The organism is Deinococcus metalli, from assembly GCF_014201805.1.
GTDB classification, from domain to species: domain Bacteria; phylum Deinococcota; class Deinococci; order Deinococcales; family Deinococcaceae; genus Deinococcus; species Deinococcus metalli.
Genome location: NZ_JACHFK010000011.1, coordinates 16964 through 40079 on the forward strand (window position 1 = coordinate 16964; position 23116 = coordinate 40079).

Below are 23116 nucleotides of genomic sequence, written 5' to 3' on the forward strand. Positions count from 1 at the left end.
AACGCCGGTTTTCGCTTATGGTGTGGGCGTGAATCCAGCCGAACCGGTGCTCATCTACGGCCTGGGCCGCAGCGGCCGGGGGGTTGCCCGTTTCCTGGCGGCGCACGGCCTTCGCCCTGAGTGGCTCGACGCCCGTCCCGGCCCCGAGGACGACGCCCTGACCCGCGACCTGGGGCTGGAACGCGGCGATCCGCAGCGCGCCTACGCCACAGTGATCGCCGCGCCCGGCGTGCCCATCGACCACCCGGACCTGGAGGCGCTGCGCGCGCACGGCGCGGAGGTGATCGGGGAGGTCGCCCTGGCCGCCCGGATGCGCCCGCACCTGCCGATGGTCGGCGTGACCGGCACGGCCGGCAAGGGCAGCACCACCGTGCTGATCGCCCACCTGCTGCGGGAGTGCGGTGTGAACGCGCGGGAGGGCGGCAACATCGACCCGCCGCTGCTGGACGTGGTGGACGCCGCGGAGGTCGCGGTGGTGGAACTGTCGAGCTTCCAGCTCGAGCGCGTGCCCGGCCTGCGCCTCCCGGTGGCCGTGATCACGAACCTGGGGGTGGATCACCTCGACCGGCACCGCACCGTGGAGGCGTACCACGCCGCGAAACTCGCCATCACCGCCGGGCAGGACCCGGGCGACGTGCTGGTCGTCCCGGCCGGGCTGGACGTGCCCACCCGCGCGGCCTTGCGGTCCTTTGGCGCCGCCCACCTGCGTCTTGCGGACGGCACCGAGGTTTTGCCCGTCGGCGACCTGCCGGACGGCATTCATCCCGCAAACGCCGCCGCCGCGCTGCTCGCGGTGGAGGCCATGCTCGGGTTTCTGGGCCACCCCGTGGACGCCGGCGGGCTCGCGGCGGCCCTGCGCTCGGCCCGGCCGGTGTCCGGGCGCTTCGAGACGGTCGCCCACGTCGGGGACGTCCAGTTCGTCGAGGACTCCATCGCCACGCGCACCATTGCCGTGCAGGCTGCGCTGGAACGCGCCCGGCCGCCCATCGCGTGGCTGGTCGGCGGGCGGGACAAGGGCGCGGAGCTGGAGCCGCTACGCGCCGCCGCGCAGGGCCGCGTGCACCGCGTGATCGCCTTTGGGCAGGATGGCCCCGCGCTGGCCGCCGGTCTGGGCCTGCCCCATGACACCGTGAGCGGCGCGGACGGCGACGAGACCATGCGCCTCGCGGTGCGTGCCGCGCTGGACGCCCTGCCGGGCCACGGCACGGTGCTGCTCGCCCCGATCGGCACGAGTTTCGACCAGTTCCGCGATTACAAGGCGCGGGGCGACGCCTTCCGCCGCGCCGCGCAGGCCCTGGTGCCGGACGGCGCGGTGCCCGCCGGAGCGTCCGCGTGAGCCTGCAGCTCCTGATCGCGCAGGTGCTGCTGCTGGGGCTGGGCCTGCTCGGCGTGGCGGCGGTGCGCCCGGACTTGATCCTCGACCACGGCGGCAAGATCGTGCTCAGCCTGCTTCTCACGGCGCTGGTGGCCCGGCTGCGGCCGCGCGCGTACCTGCGGCTCGGGCCGGCGTTCTGGGGCTTCACGCTGCTGCTGCTGGTGCTGGTCCTGTTCATCGGCGTGGGCAGCGCGGAGAGTTCCGCCACCAAGCGCTGGCTGGACTTTCCCGGCCTGCGCTTCCAGCCCTCCGAACTCGCCAAGCTGGGGCTGGTGCTGATGCTCGCGTCGTTCTTCTCGCGCCGGGGCGTGCAGCACAAGCTGATCAGCGCCACCGCCATGATCGTCGTCACGACTGGGCTGGTCTTCGTGGAACCGGACCTGGGGTCCAGCGTGCTGATCTTCGGGCTGGGCATCGTGGTCATGTACGGAGCGGGCGTGCGGATCAGCAACATCGCCGGGTTCATGCTGGCGCTGGGCCTGGTGTCCATCCCGATTGCCGGCGTGTACCTGGAAAAGCACCCCTACATCGCTGACCGCCTGTTCGGACACATGAACCGCGAGGAGATCACGAAGGTGGGCCTCGACCAGATCGGGTACGCGCACCGCGACATGACCTTCGGCGGGCTGTGGGGCCAGGGCCCGGACGGCCTGCGCTTCGAGTACTTCGCCGCGCACACCGACATGATCGTGGCGGCGGTGGGCTTCACGTCCGGCCTGCTCGGCGTGGCCATGATCCTGCTCGCGTACTGGCTGATCATGCAGACTGCGCTGGAGACCTCGCAGCTGGCCGCCCGTATCCGCCCGATGACCGCCGAGATCCACGGCGCCAGCATCCTGGCGACCGGCGCGATGTTCATGATCGTGGGGCAGGCGGTCGTGAACCTGCTGGTGGCCGCCGGCTTCTTCCCGGTCACGGGCGTGCCGCTGCCGCTGGTCAGTTACGGTTTTTCCAGCATGCTCACCATGAGCGTCGCGCTGGGCCTGATCCACTCGGCGCTGCGCGAGGTGCGCCGCAACCTGCCCGCGGAAGTGAACGAGGCCGACGTGGTCGCCCTGCCCGCCGACTGACGCCGGGCGTTCACAGCCAGCGGTCTGTGTAGGCGTCCAGCCGCTCCCGGTCGAAGGAGGGGAGGGCCAGCCCCACGTAGCCGTCCGGCCGGATGACGTATATGGCGTCCTGCGCCAGCCCGGCCCGCTTCGCGCGGGCGCTGAAGGGAAACGCGCGGAGCGGCAGGTCGCGGACCCCGCACCATGTCAGCAGCGCGGGGTCCGGCGTACCGTACACGTGCACCTGCCACGACAGGCTCCGCAGCGCAGCGAAGTTGTCGCCCTCGCCCGCCGCGCCGCGCACCCACGGCAGCCGCTGGCCGCCCGCGATCCGCCCGGCCCGGCCCTCACTGAGTGGACTGTCCGGGTAGTGCAGCCGCGTCTGCGAGATGGTCAGAAACAGGAAGCGCCGCATGGGCCGGAAGTGCATCACGCGCGGCATCACCAGCGGCACCAGCACGGTGCGCACCCACCCCGCCAGCGCGGACGGGTTGACCACGGTCGTGAAAATCCGGTCCGTGGTGTTCACCAGCGACAGCGCGAAGGGCCGCCGCTCGGCGTCGTACGTGGTCAGCGCCGCCGGCCGCCCCCGCACCGCCTGCGCGAGTTTCCACGCGAGGTTCGACGCGTCCCCCAGCCCGGTGTTCATGCCCTGCCCGCCCACCGGCGTGTGCACGTGCCCGGCGTCCCCCAGGATGAAGGCCCGGCCGCGCTGGAAGGTGTCGGCCACGCGGTGGTGCACGCGGTACGTGGCGAACCAGTGCACCGCCGACACGCCCGCCAGCCGCGACGCCTCCAGCTGCGGCTGCACCGCCGGGAAGCCCACCGCCTCGTCCACGCCGGGCGGATACTCGCCCACCACGCGGTAGCGGTCCGGCTGCGGCATGGGGAAGAACGCCAGGAACTGGTGCGAGTCCAGTGAGAGGTTCAGGTTGCCCTCGCGCACGGCGCCGTGGGCGTCCACGTCGGCCACGAAGAAGCGCTGGCTGTACGTGCCGCCGCTCAGGGAAATGCCCAGGGCGTGGCGCACCACGCTGCCCGCGCCGTCGCACGCGGCCACGTAGGCGGCGCGCACGCCCTCGTCCTGCCCGGCGCGGCGGAACATGACGGTCACGCCGTCCTCGCCTTGCGTCACGGCCATCACCTCGGTCTGCCAGTCCACGGTCACGCCCAGCCGCGACAGCTCGGAGACGAGCAGTTCCTCGTTCTGGTCCTGCGTGAGGATGTACAGGTACGGGTGCGGCGTGAGGTCGTCTCCGACGTCCTTCAGGCGAACGGCCGCCCGCTGCATGCCCCGCACGAACAGGCTGATCCGGTCGAAGTGCCGCCCGCGGCGGAGCGCCTCCTCCCCGATGCCGAGCTGGTCGTAGAACTCCAGCGTCCGCGCCTGCACGGCGATGGCGCGCGTTTCCAGCACCGGCCCGGCCTTCAGGTCGGCCACGCGCACCCGCACGCCCAGCCGCGCGAGCCACAGCGCCAGCATCAGGCCCGTCGGTCCGGCCCCCGAGATCACCACGTCCGTCCCGCTCCCGGTCATGACTGTCACCTCTGCCTCAGGGTAGTCCTGCGCGGCCCCTCAGGTGGAGTGGCCGGCCCGGCGCTGCCGGCCGACCTCGTACCGCAGGACCGAGCCGGCCGCCGCGACGTTCAGCGAGGACGCCGAGCCGTGCATGGGAATCCGGACGACGTGGTCGCAGGCCGCCAGGAAGGCCCGGCTCAGTGGGTGGGCGTCGGCGTCCACCGCGCCGTCCTCGGCCGCGCCGATCAGGGGCACGTCCCCCAGCGCGCCGCGCAGCGAGTCGCGCCACGCCAGTACGTCTGGCACGCGCTCCATCTGCACCACCGGCACCGCGAAGAACGATCCGGTGGACGCGCGGATCACCTCCGGGTCGTACACGTCGGCCGCGTGGCCCACCACGATCAGCCCGTGTCCGCCCAGTGCGTCGATGGACCGCAGCAAGCTCCCCAGGGTGCCGGGCAGGCCTGGCCGGTCGATCACCACCACGCACAGGTCGGGGCGGGACTGCTGCCGTCCCGGATCGTCGGCAGGGATGGGCAGCACCGCGATCAGCTCCGACCGGTCGTGCCGGTCGCTGAGTTCGGCCATCCCGGCGTCCGGCAGCGTGTCGTGCACCTCGGCGCCGGCGCGCTGCACCACGCCCTGCGCCCACGCGGACAGCGGGCGCTCGCTCGAATGCGCCAGCGCCCGCACCCGCCAGCCGTGCGCGAGCGCCAGCGTGATCGCGCGGACACCCTCCACGAAGAACTCGCCGTGCCGGTGCCGCTTGTCCTGGCTGCGGCGCAGCGTCTGGAGGTGCTGGAAGGCCGCTCCCCGTGACCGGAGGTGAACAGTGCGCGCCCTGTCTCCCGACCCTACGCGGTGACGTGCTGCGCGGCGAGACGATCTGCGGCGGGTTCCACCGCCCTGGAGGCGTCACTGATGGAGACCGGCGGCTCCTCTGGCCCTCACATGTTGTGCAGCACGTTCATGATGTCGCCGTCCTTCATCACATAGTCCTTGCCCTCGGTGCGGACCCAGCCCTTGCTCTTGGCCGCAGCCCACCCGCCGGCCTCCACCATCTTGTCCCACTCGATGACCTCGGCGCGGATGAAGCCGCGTTGCAGGTCGCTGTGGATCTCGCCGGCGGCTTCCGGGGCGGTCTCGCCCCGGTGAATCGTCCACGCGCGGACCTCCTTCTCGCCGGACGTGATGAAGGTGATCAGGCCCAGCGTCTCGTATCCGACCTTCACGAGCTGGTCCAGGCCGCTCTCCTCGACGCCCAGATCGTGCAGGAACGCGCGCGCCTCGTCCTCGGGCATCTCGGCCAGTTCGCCCTCGATCTGCGCGCTGATCTTCACGACCTGCGCGCCCTCGGCCGCCGCGTACTCGCGCACCCGCTGGACGTGTGCGTTGTCCTGCGTCAGGTCGTCCTCGCCCACGTTCGCCACGTAGATCACGGGCTTGATGGTGATCAGACCGAACTCCTTAGGAATCGGCGCGTCGTACGATCCGGCCCGCGCCGGCCGGCCCGCGCCCAGCACCTTCAGGATCGCCTCGGCGAGGTCGAGCTGCTCGCGGGCGTCCTTGTCGCCGCCCTTGGCCTTCTTGCTCAGGCCCTGCACGCGCTTTTCCAGGCCCGCGAGGTCCGCGAGGATCAGCTCGGTGTTGATGGTCTCGATGTCGTCGATGGGATCGACGCGGTTTGCCACGTGAATGACGTTGCCGTCCTCGAAGCAGCGCACCACGTGCGCGATCGCGTCGGTCTCGCGGATGTTCGCCAGGAACTGGTTGCCCAGCCCCTCGCCCTGGGACGCGCCCTTCACGAGCCCGGCGATGTCCACGAATTCCACGAAGGTCGGAATGATCGGCGGTACCCGGTCCCCCTTCGTGAAGACCTTGCTCAGCGCGGCGAGGCGCTCGTCCGGCACCGTGACGCGGCCGACGTTGGGTTCGATGGTGGCGAAGGGGTAGTTCGCGGCGAGCGCCCCCGCGCGCGTGATGGCGTTGAACAGCGTGCTCTTCCCGACGTTCGGCAGTCCGACAATTCCGATGGCTAGTCCCATGCTCCTGACTCCTTCACTCGCCGGACTTGAGCGCCCAGGCGAGGCAACCCTGACAGTGTACGGGATGCCCACACGGGCGCGCCGGGAATGGCGCGGGCAGGTCCGGGCCGCAGCACCCGTGCGCCAGGGCGGCCGGCGGGGTTCACGTCCTCATCTCCGCTGGGCATTGATGAAGCGCGCTTGGCCGTTGACCTACCCGGCTCCCGACCCCAGGCGCTATCATCAAGGACCAAATCCACCAGCCTGTGTTCCCGGTGTGCACTCCCTGGTCTCCTGTCTTCGGACCCACCCACACCCGGAAGAGGCACGCATGGACAAGCTCACTGCGAAGGTGGAGCACGCCCGTCTGACCGAACTCCACCGCCACGCCATCGTCGGCACGCCCCCAGAGCGGACCTTCGACCTGATCGCTGCGGGCGCCGCCCGCCTCGCCCACACCCCGATCGCGCTCGTGACGTTCGTGGACACCCACCGCCAGTGGATCAAGGCGGCCGTGGGTGCCGACCTCCAGAACACGCCGCGCGACGTGGCGTTCTGCACGCACGCCCTCGCGTCCTCCCAGGTGCTGGTGGTGCCGGACACCACGCAGGACGCCCGGTTCCGGGACAATCCCCTGGTGACCGGCGCACCGCACCTGCGCTTCTACGCCGGCGCGCCCATCATGACCGGCGGCGTGGTTCTCGGCACCGTCTGTGTGCTGGACACGCAGCCCCGCCACCCCACCGACCACGACCTGCAGGGTCTCGCGCAGCTTGCCCGGATCACGGCGAACCTGCTGGAGCACCGGCGGCTCGGCACGCCCTACGCCACCGTCACCGCGGGCCTGCCCATCGCGTTTCTGGTGGTGGACGGCCAGGGCGGCGTGACCCGTGTGAACGCCGCCGCGACCCCCGCCCCGAGCACCCCGTGGGACACGGCCGGCCGGGACCTCACGGAGGTGCTGCCGGTCCGCTGGAGCGAGGGCCGACATGAGGACGAGATCCGCGGCGCGCTCGCCCGCGGCACGCCCTGGACCGGCCGCGTGACCCTGGCCGCCCCGGACGACGCGGGCGTGGAGGCCATGCTGACGGTGGTGCCCTCCCGGCTCGGCCACAGCGCCGCCCTGTACGTGTGGAACTACCAGGACTGAGCGTGGTCCCGGCGCGGCCGGGCACGGCGCCATTCAGGGCGTGAACGGGAGGGTGGCCGGAACGAGCCGCCGCAGGTCGTGGATGACCGGCTTGCCCAGGTCCGGATACCCGAGCGTCTGCACCGTTCGCTCTCCGAAGCTGCCGAGCAGGAGGGATCTCTGCCCGTCCGGTGTGGGCTGCGGCAGGCACGTGATCTCACGCCCACCCGCAGGGCGCGCATGATCCGGCGGCCGTCATCTGGCGGCACGGCCAGCATGGCCTGATGCAGGGGAATGGTCGTGTCGGCCATGTTCGCAGGGGACACGCTCGGGTCGGACACCGGCCTCAACGCCGGGGCGCATGAATGGCGGATCAGATCACCCGGCCCAGATGACCCGAGACCAGGGCGCTCAACTCGTCCACCAGACCGGCGTGGACGCGGCGGTGGCCGCCAGTGCGCAGCATCCGCCCGGCGACCTCGACCTCCAGCGTGAAGCGCGGCTCGCCCCCTTGCCCGCTCACCACGCAGATGATGCCGGGACATACATCGTCCAGGAGGGCCAGATGGTTCCGGCTGTCCGGTGGAAGCAGGTGGGACAGTTGCGTGAGGGTGACGGGCAGGCTGGTCATGCGGTCAGGATGCCGGGCTGGCCCTCAGTGCGCCCTGACAGCCGCCAAGGATGAAGGGGGAGAGGGGGCCGCCCACGCCACCCGCTCCGGGCCGTAGTCTTGTGCCATGTCCGGTTCCCCAATCCGGCGTGACGTCCCGGTGTGCCGGAGGGCGGCGCGGTGACTCCCGTGGTGCTGGTCACGCCCCGCCTGCACCTGCGGCCCCTGAGCGCGGCGGACGCTCCGGTGCTGGCCGCGTACCGGGCCGATCCGGCCGTGGCGGCCTTTCAGGGATGGACGCTGCCCTACACGCCACAGCACGCGCACGCGCTGATCGCGGAGATGGCTGGGAAGCAGCTGGGCGATGCAGGCTGGGTGCAGTACGGCGTGTCCCTCCCGGGGGGCGCGCTGGTCGGGGACGTGGCGCTGCGGACGCACGGTGCCCAGGCAGAATTCGGCGTGACGCTCGCGCCGTCCGCGCATGGCCGTGGGTACGCCACAGAGGCGGGGGCCGCCGTGATCGCGCACGCGTTCGGGACGCTGGGCCTTCACCGCCTGCACGCGAGCATCGACCCGCGCAACGTGCCCGTGGCGCGGCTGCTGGTCCGGCTGGGGTTCCGGCACGAGGGCACCCTGGTCGAGGCGTACGAGCACCGGGGCGCGTGGACCGACGACGCCCTGTACGGCCTGCTGCGCCGCGAGTGGGCCTCGCCGGACTGACCCGGCCTCAGGCGGGAGCCGGCGCGACCATCACGCGGTTGCGGCCGGCGGCCTTCGCGGCGTACAGCGCAAGGTCCGCGGCCTTGAGGGTGGCGGTGACGTCCTGCACGCCGTCAAGGGCGGCCACGCCGAAGCTGCCGGACATCACCAGCCCCGGCGCCAGGGTGCTCCACGCGGCGCGGTGCAGCGTGTCGCGCAGCCGCGCGCACACCGCGGCCGCGGCGCCCACCGGCACGTCCGTGAGGATCACGATGAACTCCTCGCCGCCCAGGCGCGCGAGCAGGTCCTGGGCGCGCAGTTCGGCGCTCAGCAGGCGCGTCGCCTCGATCAGCACGGCGTCCCCGACCAGGTGGCCGTAGGTGTCGTTCACGCGCTTGAACAGGTCGAGGTCCAGCAGCGCGATCGCGCTGGGGTGGCCCTGCTGGGCCCGGTCGTGCAGGCGGCCCAGCACCTGCATGGCCCGCGTGCGGTTGGGCGCGCCGGTCAGCGGATCGCGCAGCGCGGCTTCGGCCAGCGCCTGGGCGCGCACCTCGGCCTCGCGGGCCTGCTGCTCCACCTGCCCGACCAGGGCGCGCTGCTGGTGGTAGTCGCGGTACAGGTGCTCCACGCCGCGCGTCACGGCCTGCTGCGTCTCGAAGGCCTCGCGGTAGCGGCCGGCGCGGGCGTAGGCGTCGGCGAGCGTCTCGCGCGAGCGCACCTCCCACAGGCCGGACGCGGCGAAGTACTGCACGGCCTGCTCCGCGTCGCGGATGGCGCCCTCGGGATGCCCGGAGAGGGAATGCACGCGGCTGCGGTCGAGCAGCGCGCGGCCGTACAGCACCGGCAGGTCCGCGGTGTTCGTGAGCTGCACGTGCTCGTCGGCGAGCGAGCGGGCGGTGTGCAGGTTGCCCTGCCACAGGGCGTAGCGGGTCAGGGCGTCCAGCACGCCGGCTGCGTCCACCGCCGCCATGCCGCCCGACGACTGCGCGGCGCGGCGCAGGCTCGCCGCGGAGACCTGCACCTGGGCCTCCACCACCGCCCGCTGTTCGGGCAGGACGGTGCCGGCCAGCAGCGACTCCGAGGCGCTGACCACCAGGTTGATGTGGAAGGTGCTGTTCAGGTGCGTGGAGTCCGGCGTGGCCAGGCTGTGCATGTGCGGCGACTGCAGCAGTGCCAGCAGCAGCGCCAGCGCCGCGCCGTACTCCCGGCGCTCCAGCTCGTAGTGCGAGGCGTTGATGGCGACCAGCGCCACGCCGCGGGCGTCTCCGGCCTCGCGCGCCAGGGTGTCGGCCAGCGCGAAGCGGGTGCTGGCGCCCAGGTCGTCGTAACTGTCGGCCTGCACCAGCGCCAGCGCCACGTGCGCCTTGACCTGCAGCGGCGGGTCCCCGCTGGACCGCGCCAGTTCCAGGCACGTCAGGGCGTGCGACATCGCCATGCCCAGCTCGCCCAGGTCGAGGGCCAAGTACACCGCGTCGCGGTGCAGCAGCGCGCGGTCGGTCATGGTCAGGTCCGTGCGCTCGGCAAGCTGACGCTCCGCGTCCTGAAGCTCCATGCGCCGGGACGGCACGAGCGGCCCGGCCGTCACGACGGACCCCCGCCGCAGCCGCACAGCGCCACGAAGGCCTCGACGATGCCCGGGTCGAACTGCGTGCCCGCGCTACGCCGCAGCTCCGCGACGGCGGCGGCGTGCGGCCACGCGCGCTTGTACGGCCGCTCGCTGACCAGCGCGTCGTACACGTCCGCCACGCTGAAAATGCGGGCCAGCAGCGGAATCTGCGTGTCCCGCAGGCCGTCCGGATACCCGGTGCCGTCCCAGCGCTCGTGGTGGGACCGCACCACCGCCCGCACCTCACGCGGTACGAAGCACTCGTCGCGCAGCAGGTCGTCGCCGGTCACCGCGTGCTGCTGCATCAGTTGCCGCTCGTCCGGCGTGAGCGGCCCCGGCTTGAGCAGGATCGCGTCGGGCACCGTGACCTTGCCGATGTCGTGCAGGTACGCGCCCCAGCGCAGGTGCTGGATGGACGCCGCGTCCAGCCCCAGCGCCTCGCCCAGCCGCACCGCCAGGATGGTCACGCGGTCGGTGTGGCCGAAGGTCTCGCCGTCGCGGCCCTCGATCACGCGGCCCATGGCGCGCAGCGCCGCCTCGCGCGTCTGGCGCAGGTGCTCCAGGCCCGCCGCGCGTTCCAGCGCGTGCTCGATGCGCGCCGCGACCGCGTCCAGCAGGGTCAGGAGTTCCGCCGGGATGTCCACCCGCTCCCGCAGGTTCATCAGCGCGAGCACGCCCACTGCCCGCCCCCCGACGTGCAGGGGCGCCGCCACCGCCGAGCGCAGGAGGATCACGTCCGGCCGCGCGAACGGCGACGACCGGTAGTCCGGCACCGCGAGGCTGCGCCCCGTGGCGAGCACGTGCGCGATCATGCCCCGCGCCGGCTGGGGCGTGCCCAGCACCGTCTCCACCCGCGGGCGGAAGCGGTCGTCGCCCTCCAGGACCGTCAGGTTCACCAGCCCGCCGTCGTCCAGGTTGACCGCGATGCCGGTCGTGAATCCGCTGAGTTCCAGCAGGGTGTGCAGGCCCTCCCGGGCGATCTCCGCGGGGCTTGTCAGCTGTTCCAGCCGGGCGGACAGCGTCGCCAGCCGCTCGGCCTGGCGGGCGTGCTGCCGGGCGTGGTCCAGCGCCTGCCAGCGGCTGAAGGCCACGCCCGCCGCCTGGCCGAGCAGCAGCAGGGCGGCGGCGTCCGCCTCGGTCAGGCGCTCGTCACTGCCGGTCGTGTCGGCGGTGAGCACGCCCAGCACCCGGCCGTCCGGGTCGATCAGCGGCACGCCCAGGTACATCCCCGGCGACCGCCGGCCCGACACGAACGCCGCCTCGGGCTCGATGTGTGCCTGCTCGACCAGCTGCGCCTTCCCGGAATCGATGACCCGCCAGCCCAGCGCCTCGCCCCGCGCCAGGAAGCGCCCGCGCGCCTCGCTCGCCAGGTGCCCGGCCGCCGCGACGACCTCCAGCATGTCCCGCTCGGGCCGCAGCAGCATCACGGTGGAGGTGGTCGCGCGCGTGGTGCGCAGCGCCTGCTCCACGCAGCGCGTGAAGGCGTCCGCTGCCGACTGGGCCAGCAGCACCACGGACGCCACGTCCAGCGCCGGTTTGGGCTGACGGCGGGTCCACGAGACCTCGCTCAGGGCCGGGGTGGGCATTATGCCCGCTCCCGGCGCGGCGCCCGGAAGCAGCTCCGTGGAGTCGAGCGGCGGTGCATACCAGTACTGTACGCCGCCCGCCTGTCAGGGCTCTGACGGAAACCGACCCGGGGGTCACTTCACGCCGGGGGCAGGCGCGCCGGGCTCACTCCCACTCGATGGTCGCGGGCGGCTTGCCGGTGATGTCGTACACCACGCGGTTGATCTCGTGGACCTGGTTCACGATGCGGTTACTCATGGTCGCCAGGAACTCGTACGGCAGCCGGGCCCACTCGGCGGTCATGAAGTCGTCGGTGGTCACGGCGCGCAGCGCGGCGGTGTACGAGTACGTGCGCTCGTCGCCCATCACGCCCACCGACTGGATCGGTGTGAGGATCGCCAGCGCCTGCGAGCAGCCGTCGTACAGCCCGAACTCGCGCAGCCCCGAGATGAAGATGTCGTCCACCCGGCGCAGGATGTCCATCTTCTCCTCGCTGATGGCGCCCAGACAGCGGATCGCCAGGCCCGGGCCGGGGAAGGGATGGCGCATGCGGATGTGCTCCGGCAGCCCCAGCAGGCGCGCGATCTCGCGCACCTCGTCCTTGAACAGCGTGCGGAAGGGCTCGACCAGCTTGAAGTTCAGGTCGTCTGGCAGGCCGCCCACGTTGTGGTGGCTCTTGATGTTCGCCGCGCCCGATTTGTCACCGTGCTGGCCCCCGGCGGACTCGATCACGTCCGGGTACAGCGTGCCCTGCGCCAGGAAGTCGAAGTGCCCCAGCCCGCGCGCCTCGCGCTCGAAGGCCCGGATGAACTCGCGGCCGATGATCTTGCGCTTCTGCTCCGGGTCGGACACGCCGTCCAGCGCGCCCATGAACTCGGCGCGGGCGTCCACCGTGATCAGGTTCACGCCCAGCGGCCGCAGCGCCGCCTCGACCTGCTCGCGTTCGCCCAGCCGCAGCAGGCCGTGGTCGATGAACACCGCTGTGAGCTGCTCCCCGACCGCGCGGGCCAGCAGCAGGCCCAGCGTCGAGCTGTCCACCCCCCCGGAGATCGCCAGCAGCACCTTGCCACTGCCCACCTGCGTCCGCACGTCCTCCACCAGCTCGTCGATGATGTGCTCGGCCGTCCAGTCGCGCGTGACACCGCAGATCTCGAGGAAGTTCGCCAGCAGCTGCCCACCCTTGGGCGTGTGCACGACCTCGGGGTGGAACTGCACGCCGTAGCGGCGCGTCTGCGCGTTCTCGATGGCCGTGACCGGCGTGTCCTCCGTCTCCGCGACCACCTCGTAGCCCTGGGGCAGGCGGGTCACGGAATCGCTGTGGCTCATCCACGCGACGAACTCGCCCTGGATGCCGGCGAACAGCTGCCCGCCGTAGCGCGTGAGGTCGGCCTTGCCGTACTCGCGCTTCCCGGCGCGCTTGACGTCCCCGCCCGCCTGCTGCGCGAGGTACTGCATGCCGTAGCACACGCCCAGGATCGGCACGTCCAGGTCCAGCACGCCCGGGGCGGGCCTCGGCGCACGGTCGTCGTACACGCTGCTCGGCCCGCCCGACAGCACGATGCCCTGGGGGCGTTCCTGCAGGATGCGCTCCAGCGGCGCGGTGCCCGGCAGGATCACCGAGTACGCGCCCAGCTCACGGAACCGCCGCGTGATCAGCCGCGTGAACTGACTGCCGAAATCCAGAATGACGACGCTCATCGCGCCCGATTGTGCCACGCATGGAGCAGGGACGGTCGAACCGTCTAAAAGTCAGGCAGTCGGACCGTTCAGAGGTTCGACGGTCCAGCCACCGGTCACGGCCCCAGGTTGATACTGACCGGCAGCGACCGCGGCACCGTCACGCTCAGCTCGCCCGGCGCGTAGCCGTCCGCCACCACCCGCAGCCGGTATGTGCCCGCCGCCGGCAGGTGCAGCTGCCCCGGCGCGCGGCCCAGCTCCTGGCCCGGAGTCAGGTTGGCGCCGGCGGGCGCCTGCTCCACCGTCAGCCGGGCGGTCGCGCCGGCCGCGCCGCGCAGCGTGAAGGTCACGTCACAGCACGCCGCGCGCGCGGCCGGGCGGGGCAGGTGCATGGCGATCCCGCCGGCCAGGGCCAGCACCAGGGCCGAGCCCAGCAGAGGCAGCAGCCAGCGCGGCGCGCGGCGCGGCGGGCGCGCCGGCGGGCCCTCGACCGTCTTGACCACCCGCCATGAGTCGTCCTCGTCCCAGCCGATGCGGATCGGCGCGCCCGCCACGTGCCGGGCCGGCAGCCGGCCACTCGGCGGCGGCTCCGGTACGGGCTCGGGTTCTGGCGGCCGGCGCAGCGATTCGGGCAGGCGCTCCACGGTGCGCATCTTCAGGGTGGGACGCGCCGTGCCCGGATCTGTGTGGCCGTCCTCCGGCGGCGTCCAGTCGGGCAGGTCGTCGCTGCCCAGCACGCCCGGTCCCGCGTCCGCGCCCCCGATGCGGATGGGCTCGGCGGGCCGGTCCTGCGCCTCGGCCCGGAGCCGCGCCGCCTTGCGGGCCGCGGCCGCCTGGGCGTCCAGCTTGGCCTGCTCCAGGCGCTCCGCGTTCTGCCGCCGCCGCCGCTCCTGCGGCGTCTCGACCGTGCCCGCCGGCGCGCTGGAGTACGCCGGCACGGGCGACCCGGTCGCCGGAACGTCGGCGCTGTCGGTCGCGGGCGGCGGGGAGTCCGCTGCCGCCTCCAGGACCGGGGAGCCCGGGACAGGTGCTGGCGTCGCGGATACGACGGGAGACTCCGCCGAGGCGTCGGGGGAGACCTCCACCGGTTCGGGAGCCGGAGGCGGCGCCGGTGTCACTGGGGGCGGTGCGGTCGGGCGGTCCTCCACCGGGGCAGCGGGCGGCGCCGCGCGGCTGGCCGGCGTGCGGTTGAGCACGGGCCGGGCCTTCTTCGTCCGGCCGGAACCCGCACCCGGCACCGGGTGCGGCAATGCCGGCGCCTCGACCGTGGGCGCGGCACCTGGCTCGCCAAGCACGATGGGCGACCCGTCGTGGGGCGTGTCCGCGACGGTATCGGCGGGCAGCTCTGGCGGTCGGCTCCCGGTCGTGGTCTCTGCCTGAGTGTCAGCCGGTCCGGGCTTGGCTTCTGAAAGTGCAGCCGTCACGGGTGGTGTCTCCTGCGCCGGAGCGGCTGTCGTCCCCGCAGACGGCGGGGCGTCCAGCAGGGCCAGCGCGTCGGTGGCCGTCATGGCGTCTGGCGCGTCCCGGAGGGGTTCCAGCGCCGCCGGGAGCAGGCCGATGTCCTCGACGGCCCGCACCAGGGCGCGCAGGTCCCCGCCGGTCGTGGGCTGGTCCTGCCACGGCAGCCCCATGCCGGCCAGGGCCACGCGGCCGTCCACCTCCCACAGCTGCGCGGCGCTGATGCCGCCGTGCGCGAGGCCCCGGCGGTGCAGCGGCCCAAGCGCGGTGAGGACGTCCCGCGCGGCCAGCAGCGGGTCGCTGGCCGGGGCGGCCTGCATGGGCAACTCCGACACGATGTACGCGTCCTCGCCGTCCATGCCGCGGTCCACGACCGGCAGCAGACTGGGGTGGTCCGGCAACTCCGGCAGGCGCGGCGCGAACGGCAGCACGTGCAGCAGCACCGGCATGCCGGTCAGGCGGTCCGTGGCCCGCAGCGTGCGGACCGGCCCGCCGCCCGGCATGTCCCGCACCGCCACATAGGGACCGATGGGCTTCACGACGGTGAGTATAAATGCTGGGCTGCCCCTGCCCCGCTGCCCGCGTGCGGACATGACCGTCTGTAACCCTGTGGCTTGCCGCGTGCGCCTGCATGCGGTACTAATGGCCCATATGCGTGAAGCCGTGATGGCTGCCCTGAGCACCGTGAATGACCCCGAACTGCACCGCGACCTCGTGTCCCTGGGCATGATCGAGCGGGCCGAGGTGGACGCGGCGGGCGTGGCCCACGTGAAGGTGAACCTCACCACGCCCGCGTGTCCGCTCAAGGGCCAGATCGAGAGTGATGTGCGTGAGGCCGTGCAGCGCGTGCCCGGCGTGCAGGACGTCGCCGTGACCTTCGGCGCGGTGGTGCGCGCGCCCGCTCAGTCCGCGCTGCCCGGCGTGAAGCACGTGGTGCTGGTCGGCAGCGGCAAGGGCGGTGTGGGCAAGAGCAGCGTGGCCGTGAACATCGCCGCGAGCCTCGCCCGCGACGGCGCGCGCGTGGGACTGCTCGACGCCGACGTGTACGGCCCCAGCGTGGCGCACATGATGGGCCAGGGCGCCGCGAAGGTCACCGCCACCGCCGACCGCAAGATGCAGCCGCTCGGCGCCCACGGCGTGACGTTCCTGAGCATGGCGAACCTTTCGCCGGCCGGGCAGGCGCTGGTGTGGCGCGGACCGATGCTGCACTCGGCCATCCAGCAGTTCGTCAAGGACGCCGCGTGGGGCGAACTCGATTACCTGATCGTGGACCTGCCGCCCGGCACCGGGGACGTGCAGCTGTCGCTGACGCAGACCGTGCAGGTCACGGGCGCCGTGATCGTGACCACACCGCAGGACGTCGCGCTGATCGACGCGGCGCGGGCCATCGACATGTTCCGCAAGGCCAGCGTGCCGGTGCTGGGCGTCGTGGAGAACATGAGCTACTTCGTCGCCCCCGACACCGGCGTGACCTACGACCTGTTCGGGCGGGGCGGCAGCCGCCGCCTGGGCGAGCAGTTCCCGCTGCTGGGCGAGGTGCCCATCGACATCGACCTGCGCTCGGACGCCGACCGGGGCCTGCCCGGCGTTCTGGCGCACCCGGACTCTGCCGCGTCGCTGGCGCTCGCCCACGTCGCCCGCACCCTGGCTGGGCAGATCAGCGTCCGTTCGCTCGCCAGCCTGCCGGATCAGCTCACCGTCGTATGAACTGGACTTCAGGTGGGCCGGAGGCGCATCCGGGTGGCGCTGGAGTGACATGCGTGCTGGACTGGGGCGTTGGAGTGGCGTGCCGGTCCGTTCCCAGCCCGTCGTGGACCCACAGAGGCCCGCTGTGAGCGCCCTGCCCGCCCTGGCCACGCCCATGCCCGAGCGCACCAAGTCGCGGCTGCTGGAACTCGTCAAGCGCCACGGCCCGCTCACCGCGCAGGACCTCGCGCAGCGGCTGGATGTCAGTGTTCCCGCCGCCCGCCGCCACCTGAGCGACCTGCGGGAGCAGGAGCTGATCGTGTGCCGCACCGAGCGGCCCGGCGGGCGTGGCCGGCCCCAGCACGTCTTCACCCTCACCGACCGCGGCGAGGCCGCTTTTCCGAAGACCTACTCCACCCTGTGCGTGGACGTGCTGCGCCACATCGAGGCGCTGTTTGGCGAAGGCGCGGTGCTGCGCGTGCTGGACGCCCGGAATGTCGAGGTGGCGGGCCGGCTGGAGCGCGAGCTGCCGCGCAGCATGCCGCTGGGGGAACGCGTGCGGGCCCTCGCCGCGCGCCTGGACGAGCAGGGCTTTGACACCGAGGTCGAGCAGGATGGCGACGTGTGGTACCTGGTGGAGCGCAACTGCCCGAACCTGACGGTCGCCCGGCAGTACCCGCAGCTGTGCGGTTCGGAACTGAGCCTCTACACGCAGGTGCTGGACGTGCCGGTGCACCGTGACCGCCGCATCGCCTGCGGGCAGGGCATCTGCCGCTACCGCATCGGCTGAGCGCTGCCTGTTTCCCGCCATGACCGCGCCGCTGCCCACCGCCATTGACCGTTCCCGTCCACTGAACTCGGTGGTCGCGTGGCCGCCCGCCGTGCTGGACACCTGGATGCGCCGGCTGCAGCAGGAACTGGGCGTCTCGGGCTTCGGCGCGCCGCACCTGAACCTGCGCGCGCCCTTCCAGACGCCGCTGGACACCCCGGACCTGGTGGCGGCCCTGCGCGCCGCGCTGCGCCACCAGCCGGCCTTCGAGGTGCGCCTGCGCGGCTGGAAGCGGCTGCCCGGCGTGATCTTCCTGGAGTGCGAGCCGGACCCGCCCCTGCTGCGCGCCCACGACCTGCTGCTGTCGGTCGGTCCCAGCACCCGCGCCGCCTACGACGGCGCCGAGTACCGCCCGCACCTGACCCTCGCGCTGGGCGTGCTGGCGTGGGGCGCCGATCTGCTGTGGGACGCCGTGCAGGGACGCACGCCGCCCGTCAGCGCGTTTACCGTGGAGGCCCTGAGCCTGACCCGCGAGTCGCGCGGCGAGGTGCAGGAACTCCACACCTTTCCCCTCCGGGGAGCGGACGCCGCGGCTGGTCCGTTCCCGGCCGGGGGCGTGGGCGCCGCGCCGCATTGACCCGCCGCGTGACTGCTCTGGCGTGATCCCGGCCGGTTGGGTGTGGCATCCCCCCCCGATGGGCGGATCATGAGACATTTCCCCGTCTTCATCTTCAGACCGTGATGACTCTGTCACACGGTTGTCAGGATGCTGGACAGCAAGATGAACACACCGGATGCCGATGTGAACGGACGCCGAAGCCCCGGCCGACGACTGCGCTTCCCGCGGGTCCCGGCGGCGCGGCGCGAGCAGGGGAGCACGGCCATCGTCACGGTGCTGATGACCGGCATGGTGCTCACGACCGTGATCGCGGCGACCACCCAGGTCAGCCTCGGCGCTCGCCGCAGCGCCGCCGACGACGCCACCAGCGCGCGCATGCTGCTCGGCGCCGAGTCCGGCATGGCCCGCTTCCTCGACTGCACGCGCGTGGGCCTGTACCTGGGCACCCCCGTGAACGCCGCCACGCTGGACGCCGCCCTGCTGGGCATCCCGTGCTCGTCTGGGACGCTCAAGACCTTCCTGGTCACGGGCGCCACGGTCACCATGAAGATCGTGCGGACGGTGCCCGCCACCTTCACCAGCGTCAGCGACCTGACGGCGGTGGACGTGACCGCCACGTCCACGAACGGCACGAACCGCAGCAGCGTCACCCAGCGCTTCACGGTCTCGCGGCTGAACCTGCCCAGAATCACCGTGCCCGGCGCGGTCACGTCGTATCCGGGCGTGGACCTGAACGGCAACGCCTCGATCGGCGGCGCCGATGTCAGCCTGCCGGACAGCGCCGTGTACTCCTCGTTCCTGTCGCTCAAGCGCCTGTCGCCCCTCAGCCTGACGGAGGGCACGCCGGTGGTGATGGACAGCAGTGCCAGCAACGCCCGGCTGCTGCGGTCGCTGCTCCCGGGGTCGTACGTGCGGATGCCGCTGGTGTCCAGCGTGACGGGGCTGGCGGGCGCCACCTCGCCCATCGGCACCTTCCGGGTGGAGGCCACGGATTCGGCCGCGCAGACCGTCACGCTGACGCCCACCAGCCTGCCCGGCTCGCTGCTCACCCCGTTCCTGCCGCTCACGACCGGCGCGGACCTGGTGCTCAACGCCCTGACCGCCGTCAGCGCCACCAGCATGACCGTGAACAACAGCGAGACCTTCGTGCAGGGTGACCGCGTCTCGGTGACCCTGGGCGTGCCCGCCGTGACGTACACGGCGACCGTGTCGGCCATGCCCACCACCGCCATGACGGGTTCCACCACGACCAGCACGACCTTCGCGGTCACGGGCTGGTCGCCGGCCCAGCCGCCCTCCGCGGCCCTGACAGGCTTCCGCCTGGGCCAGCCCGTGTCGAAATCCACCCTGGGCGTGGTCACGGCCGGCACCTTCAACCCGGGCAAGGACACCCCGGTGGGCGGCGTCATGCAGCTGGCGAGCACGTCCATCGTGCCCAGCCCCCTGAACGACACGCTGTTCACCAAGACCTTCGGCACCACCCCGGACGGCCTCAAGAGTGTGGCCCGCGTTCTGGACGAATCGCAGTTCTCGGCCGCCGGCCGGACGGTCTCGGGCGTGACGTGGCTGGATTCCACCACGCACTCGATCAACCTGAACTCCAACCCGAAACTCAACGGCACGGGCGTGCTGGTCGTGGACGGCGACCTGACCATCAACCAGACGCAGACCAGCACCTGCGACATGAGCGGCCTGCTGTACGTGCGTGGCAACCTGCGCATCCAGGGCAACCTGCAGCTGTGCGGCGCCATCGTGGTGGAGGGCAGCGTGCTCGACGCCAACGACCAGGTGGTCGCCATCGACTCCACCGACACCTCCTTCCTTGGCACCGGCCGCAAGATCCAGTACGACGCCAAGGTGCTCTACGACATCACCCAGGGCACCGGCCGCCTAGCCTTCACCCCCCAGAGCGGCACGTGGAGGCAGCAGTGAGGCGGAGTGCGCGTCAGGGCTACACGCTGCTCGAACTGCTGATCGCCCTGACGGTCCTGGCCCTGGTGCTGGGCATGGCCGTGCCGGCGTACCTGCGCTATCTCGCCAGCCTGGAAACGGCGCAGGTCGCCGGTGCGTACCAGCAGCAGCTCGAGGCCGCGCGCGGCCTGGCCCGGCGCGGTCAGCAGGTGCGCCTGAGCGTGGTGGCCGGGAGCGGCGCCGCGACCGTCGAGACCTACGCGTCGGGCACGTGGTCGACCGTGAACACGTACGCGCTGGGCAACGCGCGGGCCAGCGCCGCCACCAGCGTGACCATCTACCCGCCCTACGGCACCCTCGACCGGGCGCCGGTGTCCGTGACCTTCGCGTCCAGCCGCACCAGCGCCGTGACCCGCACCGTGCGCCTCATCAGCCTGATGGGCAAGAGCGTGACTCCATGACTACTTCCTCCCCGATGTCCACCACCCAGGGCTTCACACTCGTCGAGATGCTGGTCGCGATCGCGCTGCTGGCCGTCATCATGGTCGCCACGGCAGGTGCGCTGCCCAGCCTGACCCGCGTGAACCAGACCAGCAGCCAGGACCAGCGGGCAGTGCTGCTGATGCGCGCCGCGTTCGAGCAGGCCCGCCAGCAGCTCGACGCCAACTTCGACCGCACCACCCTGAGCCTCAGCCTGACCGGCAACGGCGAGGGCGGCGTGACCTGCAACGCGCCCACCATGACCACACTGCGCTCGGGCACCATCGGCGTCAGCACCGTCCAGCGGCCCATGCTGATCCAGGTGAACATCTCCTGCCGCCTGGGCAGCGGCACCGCCGCCCCGGTCCGCACCTACGCGGTGGACGTCGCGAGGCCCGGATGAAGCGCGCGGCCGGCTTCACGCTGGTGGAACTGCTGGTCGCCATGGCGATCTTCGCGGTCGTGACCATCGCCGCGCTCCAGCTCCAGGGCAGCAGCACGCAGCTCAGCGGCGCGCAGATCAGCCAGGCGCAGCGCCTTCAGACCCTCAGCGACACCAGCGGCTACCTCGCGGACCAGATCCGCGCGGGCGCCGGCGTGTACACGGGCCAGACCCTGCCGGACGGGGTGGGCGGCAGCAGCGCGTGCACGCCCAGCGGGGCGCAGCCGTGCGTGGCGGTGCTCGTGCCGGTCACGCAGCCCCTGACGTGCACCACCGACCCCAGCACCGTGATCGCGTGGCGCCTGCACGAATTCCGGTATGTGCCGCGCTCCAGCCTACCCGCCGCGTACAAGGGGGGCGGTTTGCAGGACGGAGACGCATACGGTCTGCTGGAGGTGCGGATCAGCGATCCCGCGAACCCCGCCCCGGCCCCCGGCGTGTGCGGCACCGAGCACGCGACCGCGCCGACCAGCGTCGCGGCGTACCAGACCAGCACCAGCTACGTGGTCGCGCCGCTCGCGGATGACCTGACGGTCACGGCTGGCAGCGCCCCCTTTGCCTTCGACGCGAGCACGAACATCGTGACGCTGCGCCTGCAGTCTGCGAGCCGCACGCAGGGCAAGCTGAGTCTGACCCCGGCCACGCCCTACGAACTCCAGGTCAAGATCCGCAACAAGTGAGCGCAATGGTCGCGCCCGCCCCAGTCTTCGGGGCGGGCGCGGTCCTCTGCACCGGGATCAGACGGTTGCGGGCACCTTCAGCAGGCTCGAGAGCGCGGCGGTAAAGGCGTCGTAGCCGGCGAAGTCGAGCTGCTGCTCGTTGTCGCTCAGGGCGGTGGCGGGGCTGGGGTGCACCTCGACGTGGATACCGTCCGCGCCGACCGCCAGGGCCGCCTTGGCGAGCGGGATCAGCAGGTCACGGCGCCCGGCAGCGTGCGTGACGTCTACGATCACCGGCAGGTGCGTTTCCTGCTTGGCGAGCGCCACGGCCGACAGGTCGAGCGTGTTGCGCGTCCACTTCTCGAAGGTGCGGATGCCGCGCTCGCACAGGATCACTTCGTTGTTGCCCTCCGAGAGGATGTACTCGGCGGCGTACAGCCATTCCTCGATGGTGGCCGACAGCCCGCGCTTGAGCAGCACCGGGCGCCGGGCGCGGCCCACCTCGCGCAGCAGCGCGAAGTTGTGCATGTTCCGCGCGCCCACCTGCAGGATGTCGGCGTACTCCGCGACGATCTCCACGTCGCGGGTGTCCATGACCTCCGTGATGAACAGCATGCCGTTGTCCTTGGCCACGCGGTTGCCGAGGATCAGGCCGTCCACGCCCATGCCCTGGAAGCCGTAGGGGCTGGTGCGGGGCTTGTACGCGCCGCCGCGCAGGATCTTCACGCCGCGCGCCGCGAGGAACTTCGCGGTCTCCTCCATCTGCTCCTCGGACTCGATGGAGCACGGCCCGGCGATGATGGTGGGCGCCGCGCCCCCGCCGATCCGCACGCCGTCGATGTCCAGCACGGTGTCCTCGCGCTTGACCTTGCGCGACACCAGCAGCTGCTTCTTGTCGTTGGATTCCTCCAGGGCCAGGCTGGCCTTGAAGATCTCCTTGAAGATCGCCTTGACCGCCGCGCCGGTGAAGGGGCCGGGGTTCAGGGCTTCCAGATCACGCAGCTGCTTGTCCTCGCGGGCGGGATCGTAGTGGTTCGGACGGCCCTCCTGCGTCTTGGCGTGCCCGATCTGGGCGACCACTTCACCGCGGCGGGACAGCAGCGTGAGGAGTTCGCGGTTGATCTGATCGACCTCGGCGCGCAGGTCATCAATATTCGACTGGCTCATGCTGCGCAGTCTAGTTAAGCGCATGGAGGGCGGAACGCACCGTACTAGTCAAATGTAAAGAGTTGTCCACCTGTGCTTCAGCCCACACATCACGCTTTCGCCGTCTGGGCGCGCGACCAGCATCTACGGTCACCGGATTGGTAAGCACCGGGAACGCGCGTTGGAAACGTTCCCATTCCGGTACGGCGGGCTGACCCGAATGGCGCTCTGGTGCAGACCTCACGCCCTGAAAAGGGCGCGGATCACGGGGTGTCCGGCGTGTTGACCATGTGCGCCGCCACGCGCTCCAGCGCGGCGTACAGTTCCCGCGCCTCGGGCGGGGCGATCTGCGGCGTGGCCTCCAGCGCCGCCGCCATGCACGCCAGCCACGCCCGCGCCCGGGTGGGCGTGATCTCGTGCGGGAGGTGGCGGGCCCGGAGCCTGGGATGGCCGAAGCGCTGGTGGTACAGCGGCGGTCCGCCCGTGAAGCCCGTGAGGAACGCGAGCTGCTTCTCGGCGGTGACGGTCAGATCGTCCGGAAAGATCGGCGCGAGGTCGGGGTCGGCCGCCACGCGCGCGTAGAAGGCCCGCACCAGCGCGGCCAGGGCAGCTGGCCCGATCCGGTCGTACAGGGGACCACCCTCGCTGAGGGTCAGGGGCGCGCTCATGCCCGCAGGCTAGCGCCGCCACAC

The 23116-nt window shown here is 72.0% G+C and carries 21 protein-coding genes and 1 pseudogene; 11 read left to right on the forward strand and 11 right to left on the reverse strand.

Features of this window, described 5'->3' with window-relative positions; all coding sequences use genetic code 11:
* The first annotated feature begins 28 nt into the window (after positions 1–28).
* Together murD and HNQ07_RS17995 are read left to right on the forward strand one after the other, a co-directional pair.
* Positions 29–1336 carry a UDP-N-acetylmuramoyl-L-alanine--D-glutamate ligase gene (gene murD, locus HNQ07_RS17990; RefSeq protein WP_229832162.1) on the forward strand — a complete coding sequence of 436 codons (1308 nt, stop codon included), beginning with the start codon at positions 29–31 and terminating at the stop codon, positions 1334–1336.
* On the forward strand, positions 1333–2445 hold the full coding sequence (locus HNQ07_RS17995; RefSeq protein WP_184114340.1) for an FtsW/RodA/SpoVE family cell cycle protein: 1113 nt from the start codon (positions 1333–1335) through the stop codon (positions 2443–2445). Before murD ends, HNQ07_RS17995 begins: the two co-directional genes overlap by 4 nt.
* 10 nt (positions 2446–2455) lie before the next feature.
* On the opposite strand, the gene HNQ07_RS18000 is transcribed toward HNQ07_RS17995, so the two are convergent.
* From HNQ07_RS18000 to ychF, 4 genes and pseudogenes are all read right to left on the reverse strand, one after another.
* Complete coding sequence (locus HNQ07_RS18000; protein WP_184114342.1) at positions 2456–3961, reverse strand: FAD-dependent monooxygenase; 1506 nt, start codon at positions 3959–3961, stop codon at positions 2456–2458.
* Between the two features lie 39 nt (positions 3962–4000).
* Entirely contained in the window at positions 4001–4531 is a 531-nt protein-coding gene (locus tag HNQ07_RS18005; protein ID WP_260323077.1) for a TrmH family RNA methyltransferase, read from the reverse strand.
* Positions 4508–4741, reverse strand: a pseudogene (locus HNQ07_RS24530) (hypothetical protein); the annotation flags it as partial. The pseudogene HNQ07_RS24530 and the gene HNQ07_RS18005, both read right to left, overlap by 24 nt.
* Before the next feature lie 149 nt (positions 4742–4890).
* Complete coding sequence (gene ychF / locus HNQ07_RS18010) at positions 4891–5988, reverse strand: redox-regulated ATPase YchF (RefSeq protein WP_184114350.1); 1098 nt, start codon at positions 5986–5988, stop codon at positions 4891–4893.
* A 310-nt stretch (positions 5989–6298) separates the two neighbouring features.
* On the opposite strand from ychF, the gene HNQ07_RS18015 reads away from it, so the two are divergent.
* On the forward strand, positions 6299–7117 hold the full coding sequence (locus tag HNQ07_RS18015) for a GAF domain-containing protein (protein WP_184114352.1): 819 nt from the start codon (positions 6299–6301) through the stop codon (positions 7115–7117).
* 352 nt (positions 7118–7469) lie between these two features.
* Here the strand turns inward: HNQ07_RS18015 and HNQ07_RS18020 are convergent, their stop codons facing one another.
* Positions 7470–7727: a hypothetical protein gene (locus HNQ07_RS18020; RefSeq protein ID WP_184114354.1), complete on the reverse strand. Its 258-nt coding sequence runs from the start codon at positions 7725–7727 to the stop codon at positions 7470–7472.
* A 159-nt stretch (positions 7728–7886) separates the two neighbouring features.
* Between HNQ07_RS18020 and HNQ07_RS18025 the strand changes: the two genes are divergently transcribed.
* Positions 7887–8426: a GNAT family N-acetyltransferase gene (locus tag HNQ07_RS18025; RefSeq protein ID WP_184114356.1), complete on the forward strand. Its 540-nt coding sequence runs from the start codon at positions 7887–7889 to the stop codon at positions 8424–8426.
* 7 nt (positions 8427–8433) lie between these two features.
* Here the strand turns inward: HNQ07_RS18025 and HNQ07_RS24450 are convergent, their stop codons facing one another.
* From HNQ07_RS24450 to HNQ07_RS24455, 4 genes are all read right to left on the reverse strand, one after another.
* Positions 8434–9990, reverse strand: a complete 1557-nt coding sequence (locus HNQ07_RS24450; protein ID WP_184114358.1) for a GGDEF domain-containing protein — start codon at positions 9988–9990, stop codon at positions 8434–8436.
* Entirely contained in the window at positions 9987–11597 is a 1611-nt protein-coding gene (locus tag HNQ07_RS18035) for an HD domain-containing phosphohydrolase (RefSeq protein WP_184114360.1), read from the reverse strand. The genes HNQ07_RS24450 and HNQ07_RS18035 overlap by 4 nt, the downstream gene beginning before the upstream one ends.
* Before the next feature lie 145 nt (positions 11598–11742).
* Positions 11743–13275, reverse strand: a complete 1533-nt coding sequence (gene guaA / locus HNQ07_RS18040) for a glutamine-hydrolyzing GMP synthase (RefSeq protein WP_184114362.1) — start codon at positions 13273–13275, stop codon at positions 11743–11745.
* 95 nt (positions 13276–13370) lie between these two features.
* Complete coding sequence (locus tag HNQ07_RS24455) at positions 13371–15251, reverse strand: PEGA domain-containing protein (RefSeq protein WP_184114364.1); 1881 nt, start codon at positions 15249–15251, stop codon at positions 13371–13373.
* A 112-nt stretch (positions 15252–15363) separates the two neighbouring features.
* Between HNQ07_RS24455 and HNQ07_RS18050 the strand changes: the two genes are divergently transcribed.
* The 7 genes from HNQ07_RS18050 (at position 15364) to HNQ07_RS18080 (ending at position 21299) form a co-directional block, all read left to right on the forward strand.
* Entirely contained in the window at positions 15364–16419 is a 1056-nt protein-coding gene (locus tag HNQ07_RS18050) for an Mrp/NBP35 family ATP-binding protein (protein WP_184114366.1), read from the forward strand.
* 124 nt (positions 16420–16543) lie between these two features.
* The gene (locus HNQ07_RS18055) at positions 16544–17188 is read left to right on the forward strand and encodes a helix-turn-helix transcriptional regulator (RefSeq protein ID WP_229832165.1); all 645 of its coding nucleotides are present in this window, start codon (positions 16544–16546) and stop codon (positions 17186–17188) included.
* Positions 17189–17207: 19 nt separating this feature from the next.
* A complete protein-coding gene (locus tag HNQ07_RS18060) occupies positions 17208–17804 on the forward strand; it encodes a 2'-5' RNA ligase family protein (RefSeq protein ID WP_184114370.1) in 597 nt (198 codons plus the stop codon).
* 144 nt (positions 17805–17948) lie between these two features.
* Positions 17949–19718, forward strand: a complete 1770-nt coding sequence (locus tag HNQ07_RS18065; RefSeq protein WP_184114372.1) for a hypothetical protein — start codon at positions 17949–17951, stop codon at positions 19716–19718.
* The gene (locus HNQ07_RS18070; RefSeq protein WP_184114374.1) at positions 19715–20158 is read left to right on the forward strand and encodes a pilus assembly FimT family protein; all 444 of its coding nucleotides are present in this window, start codon (positions 19715–19717) and stop codon (positions 20156–20158) included. Before HNQ07_RS18065 ends, HNQ07_RS18070 begins: the two co-directional genes overlap by 4 nt.
* Entirely contained in the window at positions 20155–20580 is a 426-nt protein-coding gene (locus HNQ07_RS18075) for a PulJ/GspJ family protein (protein WP_184114385.1), read from the forward strand. The genes HNQ07_RS18070 and HNQ07_RS18075 overlap by 4 nt, the downstream gene beginning before the upstream one ends.
* Positions 20577–21299, forward strand: coding sequence for a PulJ/GspJ family protein (locus HNQ07_RS18080; protein WP_184114387.1), 723 nt, complete (start codon positions 20577–20579; stop codon positions 21297–21299). Before HNQ07_RS18075 ends, HNQ07_RS18080 begins: the two co-directional genes overlap by 4 nt.
* A gap of 57 nt (positions 21300–21356) precedes the next feature.
* On the opposite strand, the gene HNQ07_RS18085 is transcribed toward HNQ07_RS18080, so the two are convergent.
* Together HNQ07_RS18085 and HNQ07_RS18090 are read right to left on the reverse strand one after the other, a co-directional pair.
* The gene (locus HNQ07_RS18085) at positions 21357–22445 is read right to left on the reverse strand and encodes a bifunctional 3-deoxy-7-phosphoheptulonate synthase/chorismate mutase (protein ID WP_184114395.1); all 1089 of its coding nucleotides are present in this window, start codon (positions 22443–22445) and stop codon (positions 21357–21359) included.
* Positions 22446–22687: 242 nt separating this feature from the next.
* On the reverse strand, positions 22688–23092 hold the full coding sequence (locus HNQ07_RS18090) for a globin domain-containing protein (RefSeq protein WP_184114397.1): 405 nt from the start codon (positions 23090–23092) through the stop codon (positions 22688–22690).
* Between the last annotated feature and the right edge of the window lie 24 nt (positions 23093–23116).